This is a genomic window from Billgrantia desiderata (genome assembly GCF_900108215.1).
GTDB lineage: Bacteria > Pseudomonadota > Gammaproteobacteria > Pseudomonadales > Halomonadaceae > Halomonas > Halomonas desiderata.
Window position 1 is genome coordinate 126,836 of the sequence record NZ_FNVC01000006.1, and the last position, 23,974, is coordinate 150,809.

The 23,974-nt window shown below is 65.6% G+C and carries 20 protein-coding genes; 11 read left to right on the forward strand and 9 right to left on the reverse strand.

Translation table 11 applies throughout. The features are described from left to right. The first annotated feature begins 126 nt into the window (after positions 1 to 126). The 4 genes from rdgB (at position 127) to C4S71_RS08205 (ending at position 3,583) form a co-directional block, all read left to right on the forward strand. Positions 127 to 738 (forward strand): RdgB/HAM1 family non-canonical purine NTP pyrophosphatase, encoded by a 612-nt coding sequence (rdgB, locus tag C4S71_RS08190; RefSeq protein ID WP_103968819.1) that lies wholly within the window; start codon positions 127 to 129, stop codon positions 736 to 738. Then, positions 738 to 1,940 carry a radical SAM family heme chaperone HemW gene (hemW, locus tag C4S71_RS08195; protein ID WP_103968820.1) on the forward strand — a complete coding sequence of 401 codons (1,203 nt, stop codon included), beginning with the start codon at positions 738 to 740 and terminating at the stop codon, positions 1,938 to 1,940. Before rdgB ends, hemW begins: the two co-directional genes overlap by 1 nt. 28 nt (positions 1,941 to 1,968) lie before the next feature. Beyond that, positions 1,969 to 2,646, forward strand: coding sequence for a YiaD family glycine zipper/OmpA-like lipoprotein (locus C4S71_RS08200; protein ID WP_086510203.1), 678 nt, complete (start codon positions 1,969 to 1,971; stop codon positions 2,644 to 2,646). Positions 2,647 to 2,737: 91 nt separating this feature from the next. Further along, positions 2,738 to 3,583: a 23S rRNA (adenine(2030)-N(6))-methyltransferase RlmJ gene (locus C4S71_RS08205; RefSeq protein ID WP_103968821.1), complete on the forward strand. Its 846-nt coding sequence runs from the start codon at positions 2,738 to 2,740 to the stop codon at positions 3,581 to 3,583. 25 nt (positions 3,584 to 3,608) lie between these two features. Here C4S71_RS08205 and mnmE read toward each other — a convergent pair whose 3' ends face one another. The 4 genes from mnmE to rpmH all read right to left on the reverse strand — a co-directional run bounded on the left by mnmE (position 3,609) and on the right by rpmH (position 7,378). After that, a complete protein-coding gene (gene mnmE, locus C4S71_RS08210; protein WP_103968822.1) occupies positions 3,609 to 4,979 on the reverse strand; it encodes a tRNA uridine-5-carboxymethylaminomethyl(34) synthesis GTPase MnmE in 1,371 nt (456 codons plus the stop codon). A gap of 76 nt (positions 4,980 to 5,055) precedes the next feature. Next, a complete protein-coding gene (gene yidC / locus C4S71_RS08215; RefSeq protein ID WP_103968823.1) occupies positions 5,056 to 6,741 on the reverse strand; it encodes a membrane protein insertase YidC in 1,686 nt (561 codons plus the stop codon). A 117-nt stretch (positions 6,742 to 6,858) separates the two neighbouring features. Further along, positions 6,859 to 7,230, reverse strand: coding sequence for a ribonuclease P protein component (gene rnpA, locus C4S71_RS08220; protein WP_086510206.1), 372 nt, complete (start codon positions 7,228 to 7,230; stop codon positions 6,859 to 6,861). Positions 7,231 to 7,243: 13 nt separating this feature from the next. Beyond that, entirely contained in the window at positions 7,244 to 7,378 is a 135-nt protein-coding gene (rpmH, locus tag C4S71_RS08225; RefSeq protein ID WP_010626003.1) for a 50S ribosomal protein L34, read from the reverse strand. Between the two features lie 513 nt (positions 7,379 to 7,891). Here rpmH and dnaA point away from each other — a divergent pair. The 4 genes from dnaA (at position 7,892) to gyrB (ending at position 14,227) form a co-directional block, all read left to right on the forward strand. Further along, on the forward strand, positions 7,892 to 9,364 hold the full coding sequence (dnaA, locus tag C4S71_RS08230; protein ID WP_086510199.1) for a chromosomal replication initiator protein DnaA: 1,473 nt from the start codon (positions 7,892 to 7,894) through the stop codon (positions 9,362 to 9,364). 69 nt (positions 9,365 to 9,433) lie between these two features. Further along, positions 9,434 to 10,537: a DNA polymerase III subunit beta gene (gene dnaN, locus C4S71_RS08235; RefSeq protein WP_086510198.1), complete on the forward strand. Its 1,104-nt coding sequence runs from the start codon at positions 9,434 to 9,436 to the stop codon at positions 10,535 to 10,537. 141 nt (positions 10,538 to 10,678) lie between these two features. Then, entirely contained in the window at positions 10,679 to 11,803 is a 1,125-nt protein-coding gene (gene recF / locus C4S71_RS08240; protein ID WP_086510197.1) for a DNA replication/repair protein RecF, read from the forward strand. A gap of 3 nt (positions 11,804 to 11,806) precedes the next feature. Further along, positions 11,807 to 14,227, forward strand: coding sequence for a DNA topoisomerase (ATP-hydrolyzing) subunit B (gyrB, locus tag C4S71_RS08245; RefSeq protein WP_086510196.1), 2,421 nt, complete (start codon positions 11,807 to 11,809; stop codon positions 14,225 to 14,227). Between the two features lie 133 nt (positions 14,228 to 14,360). On the opposite strand, the gene gmhB is transcribed toward gyrB, so the two are convergent. The 3 genes from gmhB to glyQ all read right to left on the reverse strand — a co-directional run bounded on the left by gmhB (position 14,361) and on the right by glyQ (position 18,179). Further along, positions 14,361 to 14,915, reverse strand: a complete 555-nt coding sequence (gmhB, locus tag C4S71_RS08250) for a D-glycero-beta-D-manno-heptose 1,7-bisphosphate 7-phosphatase (RefSeq protein ID WP_103968824.1) — start codon at positions 14,913 to 14,915, stop codon at positions 14,361 to 14,363. Between the two features lie 181 nt (positions 14,916 to 15,096). Continuing rightward, positions 15,097 to 17,163: a glycine--tRNA ligase subunit beta gene (gene glyS / locus C4S71_RS08255; RefSeq protein ID WP_103968825.1), complete on the reverse strand. Its 2,067-nt coding sequence runs from the start codon at positions 17,161 to 17,163 to the stop codon at positions 15,097 to 15,099. Continuing rightward, complete coding sequence (gene glyQ, locus C4S71_RS08260) at positions 17,163 to 18,179, reverse strand: glycine--tRNA ligase subunit alpha (RefSeq protein WP_234239972.1); 1,017 nt, start codon at positions 18,177 to 18,179, stop codon at positions 17,163 to 17,165. The genes glyS and glyQ overlap by 1 nt, the downstream gene beginning before the upstream one ends. 98 nt (positions 18,180 to 18,277) lie before the next feature. On the opposite strand from glyQ, the gene rfaD reads away from it, so the two are divergent. Together rfaD and waaF are read left to right on the forward strand one after the other, a co-directional pair. After that, on the forward strand, positions 18,278 to 19,243 hold the full coding sequence (rfaD, locus tag C4S71_RS08265) for an ADP-glyceromanno-heptose 6-epimerase (RefSeq protein ID WP_086510861.1): 966 nt from the start codon (positions 18,278 to 18,280) through the stop codon (positions 19,241 to 19,243). Beyond that, positions 19,240 to 20,292 carry a lipopolysaccharide heptosyltransferase II gene (gene waaF / locus C4S71_RS08270; protein ID WP_086510860.1) on the forward strand — a complete coding sequence of 351 codons (1,053 nt, stop codon included), beginning with the start codon at positions 19,240 to 19,242 and terminating at the stop codon, positions 20,290 to 20,292. Before rfaD ends, waaF begins: the two co-directional genes overlap by 4 nt. A gap of 5 nt (positions 20,293 to 20,297) precedes the next feature. Here waaF and C4S71_RS08275 read toward each other — a convergent pair whose 3' ends face one another. Next, positions 20,298 to 21,977 (reverse strand): sulfatase-like hydrolase/transferase, encoded by a 1,680-nt coding sequence (locus C4S71_RS08275; RefSeq protein ID WP_103968826.1) that lies wholly within the window; start codon positions 21,975 to 21,977, stop codon positions 20,298 to 20,300. A 154-nt stretch (positions 21,978 to 22,131) separates the two neighbouring features. Here C4S71_RS08275 and C4S71_RS08280 point away from each other — a divergent pair, with 154 nt between their 5' ends. Continuing rightward, positions 22,132 to 22,911, forward strand: coding sequence for a glycosyltransferase family 2 protein (locus tag C4S71_RS08280; protein WP_086510858.1), 780 nt, complete (start codon positions 22,132 to 22,134; stop codon positions 22,909 to 22,911). On the opposite strand, the gene C4S71_RS08285 is transcribed toward C4S71_RS08280, so the two are convergent. After that, the gene (locus C4S71_RS08285) at positions 22,865 to 23,974 is read right to left on the reverse strand and encodes a glycosyltransferase family 9 protein (protein ID WP_103968827.1); all 1,110 of its coding nucleotides are present in this window, start codon (positions 23,972 to 23,974) and stop codon (positions 22,865 to 22,867) included. The genes C4S71_RS08280 and C4S71_RS08285 overlap by 47 nt on opposite strands.

The window sequence follows — 23,974 nt, forward strand, 5'->3', positions numbered from 1 at the left end:
TGTGCCGAATCGATTTGCTGGCGACCGGCGGGCTCTCCCTGCCGCGAATTCAGCGGTTCTGCTTCGGCCTGACTCCATCTCGTGTAAAATATGTACCGGTGACAACGCCCTGCCCAAGGAGGCATCGTGACATCTACGGATGAACTGGTGCTGGCCAGCGGTAACCCCGGCAAGATTCGGGAGTTCGGCCAGCTTTTCGCGTCCCTCGGGTTACGCATCAGACCCCAATCCGATTTCGGCGTGGCCGAGGTCGAGGAGACCGGCCTCACTTTCGTCGAAAATGCGCTGCTCAAGGCGCGCGAAGCCAGCCGGGCCAGCGGTTTGCCGGCACTGGCGGACGACTCCGGGCTCGAGGTGGATGCGCTTGCAGGGCAGCCGGGTATCTACTCGGCCCGCTTTGCCGGCGAACCCAAGAGCGATCGGCGCAACAATGCCAAGCTGCTCGAGTCGCTGAAGGGCATAACGGGCAGCGGCCGCAGCGCCCGCTACTGGTGCGCGCTGGTCTACCTGCGTCATGCCGACGACCCGGTGCCGCTGATCGTGCAGCGCAGCTGGGCGGGGGAGATCCTCGAGCAGCCACGCGGCGAGGGTGGCTTCGGCTATGACCCGCTGTTCTGGCTGCCTACGCAGGGCAAGAGCGTGGCGGAACTCGATGGCGAGGAGAAGAATCGCCTGAGCCATCGTGGCCGAGCCCTCGAGGCCATGTTGGCGGCCCTGCGCGAGACGTCCTGCCGCTGATGCCCACTTCGCCTCGAGATACGCCCGGGCTGCCGTCCTTGGCGCTCTACGTCCACGTGCCCTGGTGCGTGCGCAAGTGCCCCTACTGCGACTTCAACTCCCATGGCGTGGGGCGTGGTGCGGCGCTGCCCGAAGCGGAGTACCTGGCCGCCCTGCTGGCCGATCTCGACGCCGACCTGCCGCTGGTTGCGGGCCGCCCTCTGGTCAGCATCTTCATCGGCGGGGGAACGCCGAGCCTGATGTCGGCGGAATTCTATGCGCGCTTCTTCGATGCATTGGCGCAGCGGCTGCCGCTGGCCGACGACATCGAGATCACGCTGGAGGCCAACCCCGGCACCCTGGAGCGCGGTCGCTTCCAGGGCTATCGCCAGGCCGGCATCAACCGGCTCTCGCTCGGCGTCCAGAGCTTCCAGTCGGCCCAGTTGAGTGCCTTGGGGCGCATCCACAGCGGCGACGATGCGGTCGCCGCCGTACACGAGGCGCGTAGCGCCGGCTTCGACAACCTCAATCTCGACCTGATGCACGGCCTCCCCGACCAGACCCCGGCGCTGGCCCTGGCCGATCTGGAACGCGCGCTGGCGCTGGAGCCGGAGCACCTCTCCTGGTATCAGCTCACCCTCGAGCCCAATACCGAGTTTCACTCGCATCCGCCGGTTCTGCCTCACGAGGAGGTGCTGTGGGATATCCAGGACCTGGGCCACGAACGGCTCGAGGCGGCCGGCATGGTGCGCTACGAGATCTCCGCCTACGCGCGGCCAGGGCGACGCTCGCGACACAACCTCAACTACTGGCGCTTCGGTGACTACCTGGGCATCGGCGCCGGCAGCCACGGCAAGCTCAGTGTCGCCGGCGGCGAGTCGGGGCGGCTGCACATCGAACGCCGCTGGAAGACGCGCCAGCCCGAAGCCTATCTGCGGCGCCGCGAGGATCCGCGTGGCTTCGTTGCCGGTAGCAACGAGGTCAGCGATGCCGAACTGCCGCTGGAGTTCGCCATGAATGCCTTGCGCCTCGTCGAAGGCGTCGCCATGGCGGACTGGGCGGCGCATACCGGACGGCCGCCCAGGCTGCTCGGTGAACGGCTCGCGGCGGCGCGCAAAAAAGGACTTCTCGTGGAAGATGCGCAAAGGCTTCAGGCTTCGCCCCAAGGTCTATTATTCTTGAATGAGCTGCTGGCGCTCGTGAGTGAAGCTGGCACAGAATGAGCTCGTTCCCCTGATCCGGAGATTGTCCATGTTCAAAGCGTCTCGACTCGTTGCCCCTCTTGCCGCTGCCATCCTGCTCGTGGGCTGTGCAACGACCGATCCCTACTCGGGCCAGACCCAGCGCTCCAGCACCATGACCGGTGCCGGGGTCGGCGCGGCCGTGGGTGCCGCCGCCGGGGCGCTCTCGGGCAGCGGCAGCACCAGCCGTCGCGATCGGGCGCTGATCGGCGCGGCCGTGGGCGCCGCGGCCGGTGCCGGCATCGGCGCCTACATGGATCGCCAGGAGCAGCAGCTGCGTGAGAGCATGCGCGGCACCGGCGTCGAAGTGGAGCGTCGCGGCGACGACATCGTGCTCAACATGCCCAGCAGCGTGACCTTCGGCTTCGACTCCAGCGAGCTGACCGTGCAGGCGCGCAACGCCCTCAACGACGTGGCCAACGTGCTGACCCAGTACACCGATACCCGGGTCAACATCGCCGGACACACCGACAGCACCGGCAGTGTCAGCTACAACCAGCGTCTCTCCGAGCGTCGTGCCGAGTCGGTGGGCAACTACCTGGCCCAGTCCGGCGTGGCGCGCAATCGTCTCTACATGACCGGCTACGGCCCCAGCCAGCCGATTGCCACCAACGCCACCGAAGAGGGCCGCGCCCAGAACCGTCGCGTCGAGATCACGCTGACTCCCATCGAGTCGCAGTTCCAGTAAGCACGACGCCAGCGTGGCATCGGCAGGCCCGTCATCGCTCAGGTGACGGGCCTGCGCATTTCCGTTCCGAACCAGCCGAAGGCGATTCGCCATGCTCTCCTACCAGCATGCCTACCATGCCGGCAATTTCGCCGACGTCCACAAGCACCTCACCCTCTACGCGGTCATCGATCATCTGCTGCGCAAGGCCTCGCCGATCACCTTCTTCGACACCCATGCCGGGCGCGGTCTCTATCCGCTGGAGGCGAGCGAAACCCAGCGTCTGGGCGAGTATCGCCACGGCATGCTGCCGCTGTGGCAGGCGCGAGAGGCCCTGAACGACGAGCCGCTGCTGGCAAGCTGGCTCGAGGCGATTGCCGGTTTGCAGCCCAATCCCGGCTGTCTCGAGCGCTACCCGGGCTCGCCCTGGTGGCTGAGTCAGCGGCTGCGGCAGGACGATCGCCTGCAGCTGTTCGAGCTGCATCCCGGGGAGCATGAGCATCTGGCCCAGCAGGCGCTACCGACCAACGTGCGGCGCATCCACGCCGATGGCCTGGCGGGCTTGAGCGCCGCGCTGCCGGTGGCCACGCCCAGAGTGTGTGTACTGCTCGACCCCAGCTACGAGCTGAAGGCCGAGTACGCCGAGGTGGCCGTGAGCGTGCTGGGCGCCATGCGCAAGGCGCGCCATGCGGTGGTACTGGTGTGGTACCCGCTGCTGCCCGCGGCGCGCCATCTCGAGCTGCTGGAGCGGCTGCGCGACGGCGGGCTGCGCAAGATCTGGCGCAGCGAACTGACGCTGCGCGAGCCCGGCGAGGAGCGCGGCATGTACGGCAGCGGCATGCTGGTAGTGAACCCGCCCTGGGGGCTGGACGAGCGCCTTGCCGCTGCCATGGCGCGGGTCACGCCGCTGCTGGGCGAGACCAGCCGTTACAAGGCTGACTGGTGGGTGGGGGAGTAGCCTCTCTTGGCTTGCCGAAAAGAGATTACTTGCCGATACAGAAGCTGCCGAAGATTTCGCCCAGCAGGTCGTCGGCGCTGAACTCGCCGGTGATCTCGCCCAGCGCCTGCTGGGCGTCGCGCAGATCCTCCGCCAGCAGCTCGCCGGCGCCGTAGCCCGATAGCTGCTCCTCGCCGTTGCTGAGCGCCCGCTGCGCCCGGTCCAGGGCGTCCAGATGGCGGCGTCGGGCCGAGAAGCGCCCTTCGGTAGTGGCGGTGAACCCCATCACCGCCTTGAGGTGCGTCTTGAGGTCCTCCAGGCCTGCGCCGGTGCGCGCCGACAGGCGGATCACCGGCGTGGTGTCGGTGCCGTCGAAGCCTGCTTGCTCCTGGCTGGTATCGATCTTGTTGCGCACCAGGGTCAGGCGGGTCGGGTCGGGCAGGCGCGCGACGAACTCCGGCCAGATCGCCATGGGGTCGGTCGCCGCGGTGGTGGCGGCATCCACCAGCAGCAGCACGCGGTCGGCCTTCTCGATCTCGGCCCAGGCCCGGGCAACGCCGATCTGTTCCACCGCGTCCGGCGTGTCGCGCAGCCCCGCGGTGTCGATCACGTGCAGCGGCATGCCGTCCAGGTGAATGTGTTCACGCAGCACGTCGCGGGTGGTGCCGGCGATATCGGTGACGATGGCCGTCTCCTGCTCGGTAAGGGCATTGAGCAGGCTCGACTTGCCGGCATTGGGCCGACCGGCGATCACCACGTTCATGCCTTCACGCATCAGCGCCCCCTGGCCGGCGGCGGTGCGCACCTCGGCGAGCTCCGCCTGCACCGCGGCGAGCATCTCGGCCACTCGACCGTCGGCCAGGAAGTCGATCTCCTCCTCGGGGAAGTCGATGGCTGCCTCGACGTACATGCGCAGCTCGATGAGCTTGTCCACCAGGCTCGCCACCCGGCGCGAGAACTCCCCCTGTAGCGAGCGCAGGGCGTTCTCGGCGGCGCTCCTCGAACTGGCTTCGATCAGGTCGGCGATGGCCTCGGCCTGAGCCAGGTCGAGCTTGTCGTTGAGAAAGGCGCGTTCGGAGAACTCCCCCGGGCGGGCCAGGCGGGCACCGAGCTGCACGCAGCGCTCCAGCAGCAGGTCCATGATCACCGGTCCGCCGTGCCCCTGCAGCTCCAGCACGTGCTCGCCGGTGAAGGAGTGCGGTCCGGCGAAATAGAGCGCAATGCCTTCGTCGATGATGCCAGAAGCGCCGTGGAAGGCGCCGTAGTGGGCGCGTCGTGGCTCCGGAAGGTGACCCACCACGGCCTCGGCGATCGTGGCGCACAGAGGGCCCGATACGCGAATGATACCGACCCCGCCGCGCCCTGGCGGCGTGGCCAGTGCGGCGATGGTGTCCTGATGGTAGAGCCGCTCGGCCATGCGCCTTTTCCTCGCTGGTGAGGCCCAAACGCCGGACCCCTGCCGAGGCAGGGGTCCAGGTAGTGCCGCGACAGGGTTACTTGGTCTTCAAGCCCTTGCCGACGCTGGGGTCGTTCTCGATCTTGCGGGTAATGGCGTACTGCTGCGCAATCGAGATGATGTTGTTGACCACCCAGTAGATGACCAGGCCGGCCGGGAACCACAGGAAGAAGAAGGTGAAGACGATGGGCAGCATCTTCATGATCTTCGCCTGCATGGGGTCCGGCGGTGTCGGGTTGAGCAACTGCTGCACGTACATCGACACGCCCATCAGGATCGGCAGGATGAAGTAGGGGTCCTTCATCGACAGATCCTGGATCCAGAACATGAAGGGCGCGTGGCGCAGCTCCACCGACTCCAGCAACATCCAGTAGAGGGCGATGAACACCGGCATCTGTACCAGAATCGGCAGACAGCCGCCCAGAGGGTTGATCTTCTCCTTCTGGTAGAACTTCATCATCTCCTGGGACATCTTCTGGCGGTCGTCGCCGTACTGCTCCTTGAGGCGCTGCATCTCCGGGCCCAGCTTGCGCATGCGGGCCATCGACTTGTAGGCCTTGGCGGAGAGCGGCCACATGGCCAGTTTGACCAGAATGGTCAACAGCACGATGGACCAGCCCCAGTTGCCGATCAGGCTGTGAATCTGGTCGAGCAGCCAGAACAGCGGATTGGCGATGAACCACAGCCAGCCGAAATCGACGGTAAGGCGCAGATGGGGCGCCACTTGTTCGAGATAATCCTGAACCTTGGGGCCCACATAGAGGGTAGCGCCCAGGCGCGCCTCGCCATCTGCCGCCACCGTGGTCACCGGGCCGGCGAAAGCCGCGACGTTGCGGTTGCGCGAGTCGGTGGTGGCGTACTGCAGGTTCTGCTGGTTCTGGGGCGGCGCCCAGGCCGAGACGAAATAGTGCTGGATGATCGCGACCCAGCCGCCCTGAACGTCACGGTTGTTGAAGCGTCCGCGCTGGATATCGTCGAATCCGACTTTCTGGTAGCGCTCGTCCGGAGACGAGTAGGCTGCCCCGAGGTAAGAGCTCATGCCCAGCGCCACGCCCGCCGAGGGGTCGGGGCTGTTGTCCCTGGCCAGCTGACCGATGAAACGGGCGGTGACCGGCGCTTCGGTGTTGTTGGCCAGGTAGTAGCTGACCTCGACCGCATAGCTGCCGCGCTCGAAGGAGAAGCGCTTGATCACGTCGACGCCGTTCACTTCGCCGTGCAGGTCCACGTCCAGACGACCCTCGCCGTCGGCCAGGCGATAGCTGGTGTTCTCCGGGGTGAAGCCGATGCGTCCCCCGTGCCCGTCCAGCTGCAGGCCCGAGCGCGCCACGTAGCTGCGCGTCTCGTTGTCCGAGAGCAGTACGTAGGGGCGGTCGGAGCCCAGCGTCATACGATGGCGGGGCAGTGCCGCATAGACGATGTCTCCCCCCTGGGGGTCGATGCGCACGTCGAGCACGTCGGTCACCACGGCGACCAGGTCGCGGGTGCTGGTCGGCTCGGCAGGCTCCGCCGGCATGTCGCCGGTCATCTCCTGCTCCGCCCTGGGGGCGGCCGGCACGGCCAGCGCGTCGTCATCGGGCGCCTGCGCCTCGCCGGGTGCCGGGGCGGTGATGGTGGGAGCATCAGGCTCAGGAGCAACCTGGCCATAATCCTGGTTCCACTGTACCACCAGCAGGTAGGTGAGCACGGCCAGTGGAATCAGCAATAGGAGTCGTTTTACGTCCATGAGGGGTCTGCCCGGTGGGTAGTGAACATGCCGCTGGAACGAGATCCGCTGCCATGTGAAAGAGGGCGACAGCCTGCCGGGGCAGGCCATCGAAGCGGAGACTAATACCGCATCCGGTCAGGAGGTCATCGACTTCTGCGCGTCACGCTCCAGGCGCCGCCACATGCCGAAAAGCTGGCGATGCAGCGTGGCCTTGTCCAGTTCGCTCGCGCCGCGACGTGCCAGCAGGACGATATCCACGGCGGGTAATGAGCGCTGGCGCAGACGTACGGATTCGCGCACCACACGTTTCAGGCAGTTGCGATCCACGGCTCTGCGGACGTTCTTCTTGCTGATGACCAGGCCAAGGCGGGGGTGGTCCAGTCCATTGGGGCACGCCAGGGCCATTAGCCCCTTGCCATGTACCTTGAGTGCAGCGTGATCGAAAACGTATCGATAATCCCCGGCAGTCAGCAGTCGCAGCTGTTTGGGGAAACCATGACCGGACACGCGCAATCCGCGATCAGGCGCTCAGACGCTTGCGGCCCTTGGCGCGGCGGCGAGCCAGAACGGCACGACCATTCTTGGTAGCCATGCGAGCACGGAAGCCGTGGACACGCTTGCGCTTCAGAACGCTGGGTTGAAAGGTGCGTTTCATAACTCTTGATTCCCACGTGGTTTGTTGACGGATCGTCTTACAGGAATGCCCTGGCTCCCGACAGGAACCAGGGGCAGATTCGGTTCAAGACCGGAAATTGTAGAGACTTCGGCTGCCCGACGCAATTGTTCCTCACGCTCCCGCATCACCACAGGGCGTCCGCAGCGATCGCCGCTGTAGCAAACATCATAGGATGTTTTCTTGAACCTACTGTGACTAATAATGGGGATCGCTTCTGTTGATAAAGTGATATTCACCTTTCCTATCAGAGGCCTGCCCGTTGGCTGAGTCTGTGGAAAAGCGTTGGGGAAGGCGTGCTCATGCTGTGATTCGACTGCTGATGACTACCTGACTCATCCACAGGTCGAGGTGGTCCGCGGTTGATGAACAGAATGATCACGGGTGCCGCGAGGGCTTTTCCACAGCCATGTTCCGGCAGTTTCCGCTGTGGATAACCCGGCGGGCGAAGGATACAATGTCCGGTCACGCATCAACGGGTAATGGTGAGGTCGAGTGTCTCTTGCTCTCTGGCAACAGTGTCTGGATTACCTGCAGGACGAGCTGAATGCCCAGCAGTTCAATACCTGGATTCGCCCGCTTCAAGCCGAGGAGGGCGAAGCCAACGAGCTGCGACTGCTGGCGCCCAACCGCTTCGTGCGCGACTGGGTCGGCGACAAGTATGCCAAGCGTATCAATGAGCTGCTCAGGGAGCTGGCGCCTGCCAAGCCGCCGCGGGTGGTGCTGGCCGTGGGCAGTCGCACGGTGGCGGCGGTCAAGCCGCAGACGCGCGAGCTCGGCGCTCCGGTCTCGGCCAATCCACACTCTCCCCTGGCGCCTGCCGTTCAGGTGCCGCCTCGTGGCGACATCGGCGATGAGCGCGAGATCGACCAGCTGCGCGAGGAGGGCGCCACGGCACGTCGCGGCGGCAGCGAGCGCGAAGTGCAGGTCGAGGGCAGCCTCAAGCACAGCAGCGGCCTCAACCCCAGCTTCACCTTCGAAACCTTCGTCGAGGGCAAGTCCAACCAGCTGGCTCGAGCCGCCTCGCGGCAGGTCTCGGAGAACCCCGGTGGCGCCTACAACCCGCTGTTCCTCTATGGCGGCGTCGGCCTGGGCAAGACCCACCTGATGCACGCCGTAGGCAATGCCCTGGCCTCGAGGCGCGAGAACGCCCGGGTGGTCTATCTGCACTCCGAGCGCTTCGTGGCGGACATGGTCAAGGCACTGCAGCTCAACGCCATCAACGATTTCAAGCGTTTCTATCGCAGCGTCGATGCGCTGCTGATCGACGACATCCAGTTCTTCGCCGGCAAGGAGCGCTCCCAGGAGGAGTTCTTCCACACTTTCAATGCCTTGCTCGAGGGCGGTCAGCAGATGATCCTCACCTCGGACCGCTACCCCAAGGAGATCAGCGGGGTCGAGGAGCGCCTCAAGTCGCGCTTCGGCTGGGGGCTGACCGTGGCCATCGAGCCGCCGGAGCTGGAAACCCGGGTCGCCATCCTGATGAAGAAGGCCGATCAGGCCAAGGTGGATCTGCCCCACGATGCCGCTTTCTTCATTGCCCAGAAGATTCGCTCCAACGTGCGAGAGCTGGAGGGGGCGCTGAAAAAAGTCATTGCCGACTCCCATTTCATGGGCAAGCCTATCACTCAGGATTTCATTCGCGAGTCGTTGAAGGATCTGCTGGCGCTGCAGGACAAGCAGGTGGGCGTCGACAACATTCAGCGAACCGTGGCCGAGTACTACAAGATCAAGCTCGCCGACCTGCTCTCCAAGCGCCGTTCGAGATCGGTGGCCAGGCCGCGTCAGGTCGCCATGGCCCTGGCCAAGGAGCTGACCAATCACAGCCTGCCGGAAATCGGCGACGCCTTCGGCGGACGTGATCACACTACCGTATTGCATGCCTGTCGCAAGGTGCAGGCACTGCAGGAGGAGAGCGCGGACATCCGCGAGGACTACAAGAACCTGCTGCGGCTCTTGACCAGCTGAGCGCAGGTTCGCCAGGACGTCTGACATCAATGCCCGACACCCATCTACAGGACTAGACGTGGAGCCGACATGAGATTTTCCATTACCCGTGAAGCGCTGCTGCGGCCGCTGGCGCTGGTGGCTGGCGTGGTAGAGCGCCGCCAGACCCTGCCGGTGCTGTCCAACGTGCTGATCCAGGTCGACCAGGAGCAGGTGGCTCTCACCGGTACCGACCTCGAGGTCGAACTCATCGGTCGCACGGCCGCCTCTCAGGTCGAGGTGCCGGGAGCCATCACCGTGCCTGCCCGCAAGCTGATGGACATCTGCAAGTCGCTGCCCGATCAGGCCGAACTGCAGTTCAGCCTGGAAGACGGGCGCGCCGTGCTGCGCAGCGGTCGCTCCCGCTTCACCTTGTCGACGCTGCCGGTGGCGGAGTTTCCCAACATTGAGGACAGCGCCGGGGACGTCGAGCTGAGCCTGCCGCGTGGCACGCTCAAGCACCTGATCGATGCCACCTCCTTTGCCATGGCCCAGCAGGACGTGCGCTACTACCTCAACGGCATGCTGCTGGAGCTGCGTGCGGGCCTGGTGCGTACCGTGGCCACCGACGGCCACCGGCTGGCGGTCTGCTCGCGCCCGGCCGAGATCCAGGTCGAGCCGGCACGCAAGCTGATCGTGCCACGCAAGGGCGTGCTGGAGCTGGTGCGGCTGCTCGACGACAGCGACGAGCCGGTGACACTGACGCTCAGCGCGAGCCACGTGCGCGCCCATACCGGCGACTTCACCTTCACCTCGAAGCTGGTCGACGGCAAGTTCCCCGACTACGAACGGGTGGTGCCGCGCGGCGGCGACAAGGTCTTCATCGCCGAGCGTGCCGAGCTGCGTCAGGTGCTCTCGCGCACCTCCATTCTCTCCAACGAGAAGTATCGTGGCGTGCGGCTGCATCTGCAGGAGGGCAATCTGCAGGTCATGGCCAACAACCCCGAGCAGGAGGAAGCCGAGGAAAACGTCGCGGTCGAGTACGGCGGCGATTCGCTCGAAATCGGCTTTAATGTCGGCTATCTCATTGATGTGCTTAATGTTATTGGTGAAGATCGGGTGCAGATGACGCTCGCCGATTCCAATAGCAGCGCCTTGATGGAAGAGCCTGGTGGCGGCGATGCCATGTATGTCGTCATGCCCATGCGCCTCTAGGAGCGATGATCGCGTGCTTGCGCCGACTCTCGCACCGCAGCAGCGCATGATCGGGTCAGCGAATGCCGCTCCCACCTCTCTGGGCACCCTGTCGCAGCGAATGCCGGCCGGGTGCCACCGCCACGCCCTGCGTTTCGCTGCATGCTGATCGAACGCCTGGCCTTCACCGGCTTGCGGAATCTGGCCCCGCTCGATGTCACGCCGAGCCCCGGCATCAATCTGATCGTGGGACGCAACGGCAGCGGCAAGACCAGCCTGCTCGAGGGGCTGCACATTCTTGGCATGGGGCGCTCTTTCCGCACACGGCAGCTGAAGCACGCCATCGGCCATGACGCGCCGGAAATGACGCTGTTTGCCCGGCTCGAAGGTACACCGCCCGTACCCATCGGCATACGTCGGGAGCGTGAGGGCGGCGAGCTCGAGATGCGCATGGCGGGGGAGCGGGTGCCCCGCCTGGCGCAGCTCATCGAGGCCCTTCCCCTGCAGCTGGTCAACCCCGACGCCTTCCGCCTGCTCGAGGGGGCACCGGCCGGGCGTAGAGAGTTTCTCGACTGGGGAGTGTTTCACGTGAAACATGACTTCTACGACGCCTGGCGCCGCGCCAAGCGTGCGTTGAAGCATCGGAATGCACTCCTCAGGCATGATAGAATGGACGTCAATAGCCTGGCTGCCTGGGAACAGGAGCTGGCCCACTGGGGTGAGCGCGTCGATGCGCTGCGCCGCGAGTGGATGGCAAGCTTCGTTCCGGTATTCGAGGAAACGCTCGGGCGGCTGATCGAACTGCCCGACTTGCGCTTGCGCTATTCCCGCGGCTGGGACAAGCAGCGCACCCTGCAAGAAGTGCTGGAACAGGGCCGCGAGCAGGATTTCCACATGGGCTTCACTCAGCAGGGGCCCCAGCGTGCCGACCTCAGAATACGGCTGGGGCGACGGCCCGCGGTGGAGGTGCTGTCGCGCGGGCAGCAGAAATTGGTAGTGAGTGCGCTCAAGCTGGCGCAAGGAAGGCTGCTTGAGCTGTCGACAGGGCGTAACTGCCTTTACCTGATCGACGACTTGCCTGCAGAGCTCGATGCCGAGCATCGGCGTGTCTTTTGCCGCCTGCTCGAGACCATGCGCTGCCAGGCATTCATCACGAGTGTCGAACACGATGCCCTGGTGGGGCCATGGGAGCCCCATACGCCCATCGCGATGTTTCACGTGAAACAAGCGGCTTCCGGTGCAGGGCAGCTAGTGCCTGAGGCACAGATAGACTTCATCATGGAGTAGTCAATGAGCGAACAAGCTTACGACTCATCGAGCATCAAGGTTCTCAAGGGCCTGGATGCCGTGCGAAAGCGTCCCGGCATGTACATCGGCGATACCGATGACGGGACAGGTCTGCACCATATGGTGTTCGAGCTGGTGGACAACTCCATCGATGAAGCCCTGGCCGGATACTGCAGCGAAGTGCGCGTGATCATCCACCCTGACGAATCCATCACCGTCAGTGACAATGGTCGCGGCGTGCCTACCGACATCCACGAGGAAGAGGGCGTGTCGGCGGCGGAAGTGATCATGACGGTGCTGCACGCCGGCGGCAAGTTCGACGACAACTCCTACAAGGTGTCGGGCGGGCTTCACGGTGTCGGCGTCTCGGTGGTGAATGCGCTGTCCGAGGAGCTCAAGCTGACAATCTGGCGGGCCGGACAGGTGCATGAGCAGATCTACCGCCACGGCGTGCCCCAGGCGCCGCTCAGCGTGGTCGGCAAGACGGAAAAGACCGGTACCCGGGTGCACTTCAAACCCTCCCCCGATACCTTCGCCAATATCGAGTTTCACTACGATATCCTGGCCAAACGCCTGCGCGAGCTCTCCTTCCTCAACTCCGGGGTGGCGATTCGCCTGACCGATGAGCGCAGCGGCAAGGAGGAGCTGTTCCACTACGAGGGCGGGCTGAAGGCGTTCGTCAATCACCTCAACAGCAACAAGACCGTGCTCAACCCCGTGTTTCACTTCGAAGCCGAGCGAGAGGACGGCGTGGTGGTCGAGGTGGCGATGCAGTGGAACGACTCGTTCGCCGAGAATATCTTCTGTTATACCAATAACATACCGCAGCGCGACGGTGGAACTCACCTGGCCGGTTTCCGTGCGGCACTGACCCGTACCTTGAATGGCTACATCGAGTCCGAAGGGCTGCTCAAGAAGTCCAAGGTGGCCACCTCGGGTGACGATGCCCGTGAAGGCCTGACGGCGATCATTTCGGTCAAGGTGCCGGATCCCAAGTTCTCCTCCCAGACCAAGGACAAGCTGGTCTCTTCCGAGGTCAAGACCGCGGTGGAACAGGAGATGGGCCGCCTGTTCTCGGACTATCTGATCGAGAACCCCAACGACGCGAAGTCGATCGTCAACAAGATGCTCGACGCCGCCCGTGCCCGCGAAGCGGCGCGCAAGGCGCGCGACATGACCCGCCGCAAGGGCGCGCTGGACATCGCCGGTCTGCCGGGCAAGCTGGCCGACTGCCAGGAGAAGGACCCGAGCCTCTCCGAACTGTTCCTGGTCGAGGGCGACTCGGCCGGCGGCAGTGCCAAACAGGGCCGTGACCGCCGCACCCAGGCGATTCTGCCGCTCAAGGGCAAGATCCTGAACGTCGAGAAGGCGCGCTTCGACAAGATGCTCTCTTCCGCCGAGGTAGGCACCTTGATCACCGCGCTGGGTTGCGGCATCGGGCGCGAGGAGTTCAATCCGGACAAGCTGCGCTACCACTCGATCATCATCATGACCGACGCGGACGTCGACGGCTCGCACATTCGTACGCTGCTGCTGACCTTCTTCTTCCGTCAGATGTCGCAGCTGATCGAGCGTGGGCATGTCTTCATCGCCCAGCCGCCGCTGTACAAGATCAAGCGGGGCAAGCAAGAGACCTACCTCAAGGACGAACAGGCGCTGATCGACTACCTCACCACCACGGCGATGGACGGCGCCCGGCTCTACGTCAACCCGGAAGCGCCGCCCGTCACCGGTGCGCAGCTGGAATCGCTGGTCGGCCAGTACCGTGACGTGATGAAGCGGATCGACCGCCTGTCGCGCGTCTATCCCAACGAGGTGCTGCGCAAGGTGGTTCACGCCGCGCGCCTGGAGGGTGAAGCGAGCCTCAAGGATCGCGTCACCATGCAGAACTGGATCGCCTACCTGCAGCAGGAGATGGATGCGCTGGTCGCTTACGAAGGCGGCCCGCGCTATACCTTCCGCCTCGAAGAGGACACCGAGCGCGAGCTGTTCCTGCCCGCGGTCACGCTGACGGCCCACGGCGTAAGCTCCGACTACGTCTGGGGCATCGACTTCTTCACCAGCGCCGACTATCGCGCCATGGCAGCGCTTGGCGAAACGCTGGACGGTCTCCTCGAAGAGGGCGCCTACATTGCCCGGGGCGAGCGCAAGAAGACGGTAAGCACCTTCTACCAGGCTCTCGAGTGGCTGATGGCCGAGGCGCAGCGCGGCCTGGCAGTACAGCGCTACAAGGGGCTGGGCGAGATGAACCCGGACCAGCTGTGGGAAACCACCATGGATCCCGAGACGCGGCGCCTGCTGCGCGTCTCCATCGAGGATGCAGTGGCCGCCGACATGATGTTCAACACGTTGATGGGCGACGAAGTGGAACCTCGCCGCGCCTTCATCGAAAGCAACGCGCTGGTGGCCAATCTGGACGTGTGATGGATGGCGGCGATGTTTCACGTGAAACAGCGCGCTGCCCAGCGTAAGCAAAAAAGCCGACCCTTCGAGGTCGGCTTTTTCATGCGGGGTACTCAGGTCAGTACGGCTGTTCCAAGTCTTTTACGAAAAGCGCCTAGGCCTGGCTTAGCAGCCAATCGGCAAATGCGGCCAGGTCGTTGAAAATCTGTGCGTTTTCCAAACCCGACCCGTTTGCCTCGGTGCGGCTGCCCTTGCCGGTGCGCACGAGCACGGAACGACAGCCCATCGACTCTCCCGCCTGTAGATCGCGCAGGCTGTCGCCCACTATCCAGCTGCCTTTCAGGCTATCCAGCCCCAGCCTGGTGCGTATCTCTTCGAGCAGGCCGGGCCGGGGCTTGCGACAGTTGCAGCCGTCGTCCGGGCCGTGGGGGCAGTAGGCGATATGGGCAATCTCGCCACCGGCAGCCGCCACCAGCCGTTCGAGCTCGGCGTGCATCGTGGCCAGGGTGGTCTCGTCATAGTAGCCGCGAGCGATGCCGGACTGGTTGGTGGCGATGGCCACCTGCCAGCCAGCGCGGCTCAGCCGCGCTATCGCCTCGATGGAAGAGGGGTAGGGAATCCACTCGTCGAGAGATTTGATGTAGGCGTCGGAGTCGCGATTGATGACACCGTCGCGGTCGAGAATCACGAGTCGGGGTGCGTTGGGCATCTTGCACCATAGGCAGTCGAGTGAAGGGCAAGTGTTTCACGTGAAACGCCTCGTGCCAAGCATGCTCGTGCGGCCGGGATGTTTCACGTGAAACACGAAGGTGGCGTCGGTTCGTAGCAAGCCAAGGCGCAGGGCATGAAAAAGCCGGCCGGGCTATGCCCGACCGGCTTCGGCAGCCCTCTTACTGCTGCAGCAGTGCGATATCTGCCACTTCGAGGAACAGCGCCTGCAGGCCGGCCAGCAGCGTCAGGCGGTTGCGGCGCACGTCGTCGTCGTCGGCCATGACCATGACGTCATCGAAGAAGGCGTCCACCGGGGCGCGCAGGCCGGCGAGAATATCCAGCGCCTCGCGGTAGCGCCCTTCGCTGAACAGTGGCAGCACACGCTCGCGACTGGTGGCGACGGCCTCGTACAGCGTGCGCTCGGCCGACTCTTGCAGCAGTGCTTCGTTCACCTGCATGCCGAGTTCACCGGCCTGCTTGGCCAGGATGTTGGACACCCGCTTGTTGGCGGCGGCCAGGGCCGCGGCCTCCTCGCGCTGGGTGAAGACGTGAACCGCACGCATGCGGCGGGCAAAATCCAGCGGCTTGGTCACCGGACGTGCACGCACGGCCAGGTAGACCTCGGCGGGAATGCCTTCGTCCTGACCCCAGGCACGGAAACGGTCGAGCATGTAGCCCAGCACCTCGTTGACCAGCTTCTCCGCGTAAGGCAGCTCCTGGTGCTGTGCGGCGGCCAGCTCCAGCAGCTCGCGCAGGTCGAGATCCAGCTCGCCCTTGATCATGATGTTGAGCACGCCGATGGCGGCGCGACGCAGGGCGAAGGGGTCCTTGGTGCCGCTGGGGCGCTGGCCGATACCGAAGATACCGGTCAGGGTGTCGAGGCGGTCGGCCAGGGCCAGGGCCTGGCCGGTGCGGCAGGCGGGGATCCCGTCGCCGGCGAAGCGCGGCAGGTACTGCTCCTCGAGAGCCTGGGCCACTTCGGCCGGTTCGCCGTCGTGGGTGGCGTAATAGCGCCCCATGATGCCTTGCAGCTCGGGGAACTCGAGCACCATCTCGGTGACCAGGTCGCACTTGGCCAGCTCGGCGGCACGGCGTGCCTGGGCCACGTCGCCGTTGATGCGGCCGGCAATGAAGGCGGCCACGGCGGCGCTGCGGTGCGCCTTGTCGGCCAGGGTGCCGAGCTGCTGCTGGAACACCACGTTGGCCAGGCCGGGGATGCGTGCCGCCAGTGGCTGCTTGCGGTCGGTGTCGTAGAAGAAGGCGGCATCGGCCAGCCGCGGACGAATGACCTTCTCGTTGCCTTCGATCACCTGCTGCGGATCCTGGCTGTCGATGTTCGCGATGGTGATGAACTGCGGCTTGAGCCGGCCCTGGTCGTCGAGCAGGTGGAAGTATTTCTGGTTGGCCTTCATCGACGAGATCAGGCACTCCGCCGGCACCTCGAGGAAGCGCTCGTCGAAGCTGCCCGCCAGGGCCACCGGCCATTCCACCAGGCCGCTCACTTCGATGAGCAGGGCCTCGTCGATCACCGCCTGGGCATCCTGCACCTCGGCCTCGGCCAGCACCTGCTCGCGGATACGCTCGCGACGACGGTCGCGATCGGCCAGTACCCAGGCCTGCTCGAGGGTGGCCAGGTAGTCGTCCGCATGGGCCAGCGCGATGGCCTCGGGGGCATGGAAGCGGTGGCCGCGGGTAGTGCGGCCCGAGGTTAGGCCCAGCGCCTGGGCTTCCACCACCTCGCTGCCGTAGAGCATCACCAGCCAGTGCACGGGGCGCGAGAACTCGACCCGCGAGGCGCCCCAGCGCATGTTCTTGGGCACCGGCAGGGCGGCAATGGCCTTGTCGACGATGGCCGGCAGCAGCCGTGTGGTGGCTTCGCCCTGCTGTTGCTCGCGATAGCCGAGCCAGGTGCCCTTGTCGGTCTCAAGGTGGATCAGGTCGGCAACGGCGACGCCGCAGGAGCGGGCGAAGCCTTCGGCGGCCTTGGTCGGCTGGCCGTCCTTGTAGGCGGCGGCCAGGGCCGGGCCGCGGCGCTCGACCTCGCGGTCGGGCTGCTTGTCGGCCAGCTCCATCACCTGCACTGCCAGGCGGCGTGGCGTGGCGTAGGCGCGAATGTCGCCGAAGGCGATCTCGGCCTCGCTGAGGCCGCGACGAATGCCTTCGGCCAGGGCATCGGAGAGCGTGTCGATGGCACTCGGCGGCAACTCCTCGACGCCCAGCTCGATCAGAAACGTATTGGCAACCATCACGCGTCTCCCTGTTCGGCGTTCATGTCCTGGGCCAGCAGCTCCTGGCGCAGGGCTTCGGGGGCCAGCGGGAAGCCGGCGGCCTTGCGCGAGGCGTAATAGGCGTGGGCCACGTCGCGGGCCATGGTGCGCACACGCAGGATGAAACGCTGCCGCTCGGTCACCGAGATGGCGTGGCGGGCATCCAGCAGGTTGAAGGTATGGGAAGCCTTGAGCACCTGCTCATAGGCCGGTAGCGGCAGTCCCGCCTCGAGCAGCTTGGTGCACTCGCGCTCGTGGTGGTCGAAGGCATTGAACAGGACCGGCACGTCGGCATGCTCGAAGTTGTAGGCCGACTGCTCCCGCTCGTTCTGCAGATAGACGTCGCCGTAGGTGACCTTGGTGCCGTCCGGGGCGATGGTCCACACCAGATCGTAGACGCTGTCGACGTTCTGCAGGTACATGGCGATGCGCTCGAGACCGTAGGTGAGCTCGCCGGTGACGGGGTAGCACTCGAGCCCGCCGGCCTGCTGGAAGTAGGTGAACTGGGTCACCTCCATGCCGTTGAGCCAGACCTCCCAGCCCAGACCCCAGGCGCCCAGGGTCGGTGACTCCCAGTTGTCCTCGACGAAGCGAATGTCATGCACCAGCGGGTCGATGCCGAGGCGCTCGAGCGAGCCCAGGAAGCGCTCCTGCAGATCGGCGGGGGAGGGCTTCATCACCACCTGGAACTGGTAGTAGTGCTGCAGGCGGTTGGGGTTTTCGCCATAGCGACCGTCGGTGGGGCGACGGGAAGGCTGCACGTAGGCGGCATTCCAGGTTTCCGGGCCGATGGAGCGGAGGAAGGTAGCGGGGTGGAAGGTGCCGGCCCCAACCTCCATGTCCAGCGGCTGGAGCACCACGCAGCCGTGTTCGGCCCAATACTGTTGCAGGGCGAGTATCAGACCCTGAAATGTGGTCGCGTCTGGCGTCGACCCTTGAGCCGAGGTCGACGAAGGTGTCGAGAGCGTCTGCGACGGGTTTGACGAGGGAGTCATTGCGGAAGCACCGTTGGCCATGAATTCACAGGGCGTCAAGTATACAATCACAGGCACATGGGTTATAGGCGCAGCGCTTGCGCCCCAGCGAGGTATACATGATCGTAGTGACAGGTGGCGCCGGCTTCGTCGGCTCGAATCTGGTCAAGGCCCTCAACGAGCGTGGGCGCAACGACGTGCTGGTCGTCGATGATCTCTCCGACGGTACCAAGTTCGTCAACCTGGCGGACTGCACCCTGGGCGACTATCTCGACAAGGACGACTTCCGTGCCCGCGTCGAGGCGGCGCTACGCGGCGAGCCCTCGCGCCTGCCGCCGATCGAAGCGATCTTCCACGAGGGGGCCTGCTCGGACACCACCGAATGGGACGGCCGCTTCATGCTCGACAACAACTTCGAGTACTCCAAGGTGCTGCTGCACTACTGCCAGCAGCAGGGCATTCCCTTCCTCTATGCCTCGTCGGCGGCCACCTACGGCGGCAGCCAGGTGTTTCGCGAGGAGCCGGAATACGAGAAGCCGCTCAACGTCTACGGCTACTCCAAGCTGCTGTTCGACCAGTATGTGCGTCAGCACTGGGATGAGTTCACCAGCCAGGTGGTGGGGTTTCGCTACTTCAACGTCTACGGCCCGCGGGAGCAGCACAAGGGCAAGATGGCGAGCGTGGCCTACCACAACCACACCCAGATTTCGGCGGGTCAGGGCCTCAGGCTGTTCGGCGGCTGGGACGGCTATGAAGCGGGCATGCAGAGCCGCGACTTCGTCTATGTCGGCGACGTGGTGAACGTCAACCTGTGGTTCCTCGACAACCCCGACAAGTCGGGCATCTTCAATCTCGGCTCCGGTCGGGCCGAGCCGTTCAAGGCCATCGCCGAGGCGGTCATCGACTTCCATGGCCGCGGGCGCATCGAGTACATCGACTTTCCCGATGAGCTCAAGGGGCGCTATCAGAGCTATACCCGTGCCGACATCACGCGCCTGCGCGAGGCCGGCTACGAGGATGAGTTCCGCACCGTGGCCGAGGGTGTGAAGGCCTATCTCGAGTGGCTGGCCGGGGCCAGGGGATGAGCCAGGCGGCTGCCGCCACCGCCCCGCGTATCCTGGTGGTCGGCCCCTCCTGGGTCGGCGACATGGTCATGGCCCAGAGTCTGTTCATGACCCTCAAACAGGATCAGCCGGGGTGCCGCATCGGTGTGGTGGCACCGGGCTGGTCGCAGCCGATTCTGGAGCGCATGGCGGAGGTCGATGAGGTGGCGAGCCTGGATGTCGGCCATGGCGAATTCGGCTGGTCGATCCGGCGTGCGCTGGCCGGGCGGCTGCGCGGACGCTTCGACCGGGCCATCGTGCTGCCGCGCTCCTGGAAATCGGCCCTGGTGCCGTTCCTGGCCCGGATTCCGCGTCGCACCGGCTTCACCGGTGAGCAGCGCTATGGCCTGCTCAACGATCGCCGCGAACTCGACAAGACCCTGCTGGACCAGACCGTCAAGCGCTTCGTGGCGCTGGGGCTGACGGCCGAGGAAGCCCGGCGCGGCGATTTCGCCATTCCCCGGCCGCGTTTGCGGGTCGACTCGGACAATCTCGATGAGCTGCGCACGCGTCTGGGACTGACCACACGGCCGGCCGTCGGCATGATGCCCGGGGCCGAGTACGGGCCGGCCAAGCAGTGGCCGCTTGGCCATTTTCGCGAGCTTGCCGAGCGGCTGGTGGACGAGGGCTTCGAGGTTCGCGTGATGGGTGGCCCCAAGGATGTCGCCGCCGGGGCGGCGATTGCCGAAGGCCTGCCATACGTTCACAACCTGTGCGGACAGACCCGGCTGGCCGATGCGGTCGATCTGCTCGCCGACTGCCAGCAGGTCGTGACCAACGACTCCGGGCTGATGCACGTGGCCGCGGCGGTGGGCACTCGTGTGCATGCGCTTTATGGTTCGTCGTCGCCGGCCTATACGCCGCCGCTCACCGACAGGGCCGAGATTCACACCCTGGGGCTCGGCTGTTCACCCTGCTTCGAGCGGACCTGTCCGCTGGGGCACACCAACTGCCTGGTGCAGCTGTCGCCCCAGCGGGTGCTGGCCGCTGTCCTGAAGGCCGCCGACGCCGCCGTCATCGTGCGCGGCTGAGCGCATCACTGCACGTCGGCCGGGCGCTCGCCGGTGGTATCGTCCGGTGCCTCCACGACCTGCTCCTGGGGCGTCTCCTCCTCGTTCTCCTGGCGCGGCGGCGCCAGTCCCTCCCAGAGACGTTCCTGCAGCGCGATCTCCTCGCGCATGCGGTCGTTGACGTACTGCTTGCCGTGCTCCTCGAGCAGCGTCGGCTCATTCGACAGCAGCGAGACACCGAGCCCGGCCCGGTGCCAGTCGATGGTGAAGCCCATGGCCTCGAGCACCGTCGGGAAGACGTCCACCATGGAGGCCTCGCGGCTCTCGCGCCCCACGGGAATGCCCGGCCCCAGCAGCATGAAGGTGTTGTCGCGCTCGCCCTGGATCAGCTGTTCCCAGGCCGAAACGCGCATGGTCAGGTGATCGCTGGCAATCACCACGATGGTGTTGTCGAGCAGCCCTTCGGCGTCGGCGCGCTCGAGGAAATCGCGCGCCAGCCAGGCCGAGCACTCGACCGAGTAGAGGATGTCCACGCCGTCGAATTCGCCCTGCCTGTCGATGCAGGACTGGGCCGGGTAACCGCGCGGCGCATGGCCGGCAATGGTGAGGTTGATCAACCCCCAGGGGCGCCCAGTCTCGTTGAGGCGGCGCAGCTCCTCTAGCGTGAAGTCATAGAGCGAGTCGTCGTAGAGCCCCCAGTTGTTGACGTACTCCGGGTCGTCCAGCAGAGGCTGCAGGTCTTCACGCCCGAGCACGGTATCGAAGCCGTGCCCCTTGTAGAAAAGGCCCTTGCCGGCAAAGGCCGTGCTGGCTCCGCCCAGGTAGCTGAGCTCATAGCCCTGTTCGGAGAGCAGATCGCCCAGGCAGTCGACGCCGGGTACCACCTTTTCCAGTGGCGAGAACTGGCGGTCGTGCAGCAGTCCGGCCGGCATCAAGGGGGTGCCGCACTGGCTGGCGATCATGCCGGCCATGGTCCAGCCGGTATTGTCGATCTGTCGGACGCCCTCGTAGACCAGGCCGTGTTCGCCGATGGCATCCAGATCGGCGTATGCATCGCCGAAGCGCTCCCGGTCGGCATAGGTGCGCTCGATGCTCTCCAGGTACATGAACAGCAGATTGGGCGGGTCCTCGGGCGTCTCGAGCAGGATCGGCTCGACGTATTGGCGCTCGAGCCAGGCGCCGGGCTTGGTGACGATGGCAGCGCCGCGCTGGCCCACACCGTAGAGCAACGGGTTGCTGGCCAGTAACACCAGGGCGAGGAAGGGCTCGGCCCGGCGCCAGCGGCGGTCATGCCGTACGAGCCAGATGAACGAGCCCAGTAGAACCGCCATCGCCAAGGTATACGTGAAGGCGGCACCGATGCGGCTGACGCCGCCATGCTCGGCCATACCGGCCTGCAGGTGGAAGAAGACCGCAGCCAGGTCGACGATGCCGAAGCTCTCGGTCAGGTAGATGTAGAGCCCCCACAGAGCGATTGGCAGCAGCGACCAGCACCATTTGCGCGGCACGTAACGGTACGCCGGTGACGTCGGCGCTCCCCAGCGAAAAAGCGCACCCAGCCCCAGCCAGACAAGCGCCAGCAAAGGCAGGCTCCAGGTGGGAGCTCGCGTCAGCACGGTGATGGCATAGCCCACGCAAAGCCCGATGACCGACAGCGACAACCAACGCAGGCGAAGCAACTCGAGTAGCTTGGAGGGAATCGGCATGTGAGGATTCATCCATTGAATTCGCTTCCCAGCTTATCAAGTCTCGCGCCCCATGCACCACGAATCGCACAGCGGCCTGCGGCGGCCAGCGATTTGCTGGCCGCCGGCCTGCGGCAGTAAACTGGCCAGCCGCCGAAGCGACGAGGAGAGGGCGATGAGCCTGGCTGCGGTACTGATCGTCAAGAACGAGGCTGCGCATCTGCGTGCCTGCCTGGAGACGCTGCGCTGGGTGGATGAGATCGTGGTCCTCGATGCCGGCAGTGACGATGCCACCTGCGCCATCGCCCGGGAGTTCACCGACAAGGTGGCGGTGAATGACGACTGGCAGGGCTTCGGCGTGCAGCGCCAGCGGGCCGAAGCCATGGTCGAGAGCGACTGGATCCTGATGGTCGATGCCGACGAGCGGGTGACGCCGGAGCTGCGTCGGAGCATCCAGGCCGCCGTCGCCACCGACGAGCCGGCAATCCATACCCTGCCGCGCCTCTCCTGGTGCTTCGGCGACTTTATTCGCCATTCGGGCTGGTACCCCGACCGGGTGGCACGTCTCTATCCGCGTGGAAAGGCCGGCTACGACGCGGCCCTGGTGCACGAAAAGCTGCACAATCCTGCTGGGCTGCCGGTCAAGGCGCTCGAGGGCGACCTGCTGCACTACACCTACCGCGACCTGCGCCACTACCTCGAGAAGTCGGCCCACTACGCTCAGGCCTGGGCCGAGCAGCGTGTCGCGCGCGGAAAGAAGGGCAGCCTTGCGGCCGGGCTCATCCACGGGTTGGGCTGTTTCCTGCGCATGTACCTGCTGCGCGCGGGCTTTCTCGATGGCCGCCAGGGGCTGCTGCTGGCGCTGCTGTCGGCGCACTCCACCTTTGCCAAGTACGCCGACCTGTGGGTCAGGACGCGGACGTCTCCGCCGCCCGACGAGACACCAGAGCGCTGATCGCGGTGGCCGCGGCCTCGAGGTCGATGGCCGACATCTCGCTTTCGCCGGCGCCCTCGGGCGGGCTGAAGGCGAGGCGGCGGCTCTCGTCGTTGCAGGTTTGCCAACGCAGCGCAGTGGCCGAACGACGCGAGGGGTAGAAGCCGGCCGTGGGGCGGTTCAGGCAACCGGCGATATGCAGCGGTCCGGTGGAGCCGGCGACGAACAGGTCGGCGGCGCTGAGCGCCAAGGCGAAGTCGGCGAGGCTCGTGCGCGGCGGCAGCACCTGGGCCTGCACCCCCGTGCCGCGCAGCGTCTCGCACAAGGCCTGTGCCGCCGGCGCTTCGCCGGGGCCGGCGGTCAGCACCCAGTGGGCGCGAATGCCGTCTGCGGCAAGCCGGGTATCGATGGCGGCGGCCAGCTGGGCGTACTGAGGCGAGGAGAGATTGACCGCCGAGCCGCCGCTGCCGGCGTGCAGGAACAGCCACGGCCGCGACGGATCCAGCTCCAGCGTCTCGGCCATCGAGCCACGCTGGGCTGCCACGGTGTCGGGCGACAGCGGCCAGTACGGCGGCGTGGGGCGTGTCTCGGGCTGCCGGCCCTGGGCTGCCAGCAGCGCTTCGGCCAGCTCGACGTTGTAGAGATACTCCGGTTTGTCGGAGCGCGACCTGCGCTGAACGACGCGATGATTGTAGAATAGCTGCGCCCACTTGGTGGCGGGCGCCACGCGGCAGGGGATGCCGGCTCGCCAGCCGAGCCAGCCGATACGCGGCGTGGAGTAGAGCGTGAGCATGGCGCAGAAGCGTTCGCTGCGCAGCCTTGCCAGAAGCTCGCGCTGCGCCTGTTTTCCGGCGCCGTCACCGGGATCGACGATGATCGCGTCGATCCATGGGCACAGCTCGGCCAGCGGCGCCGTATAGGCCGGCACCAGCACGCTGATCCGCGCTTGCGGGGCGGCGGCCTTGAGACAGGCCAGCGCCGGCCAGGCGAGCATGAAATCGCCGAGCTTGTCGTTGCGCACCACCAGGATGTGCGGCGGCCGATTCGCTGCGTGACGAGCGGTCACGCGGGAAGAAGACGTCAT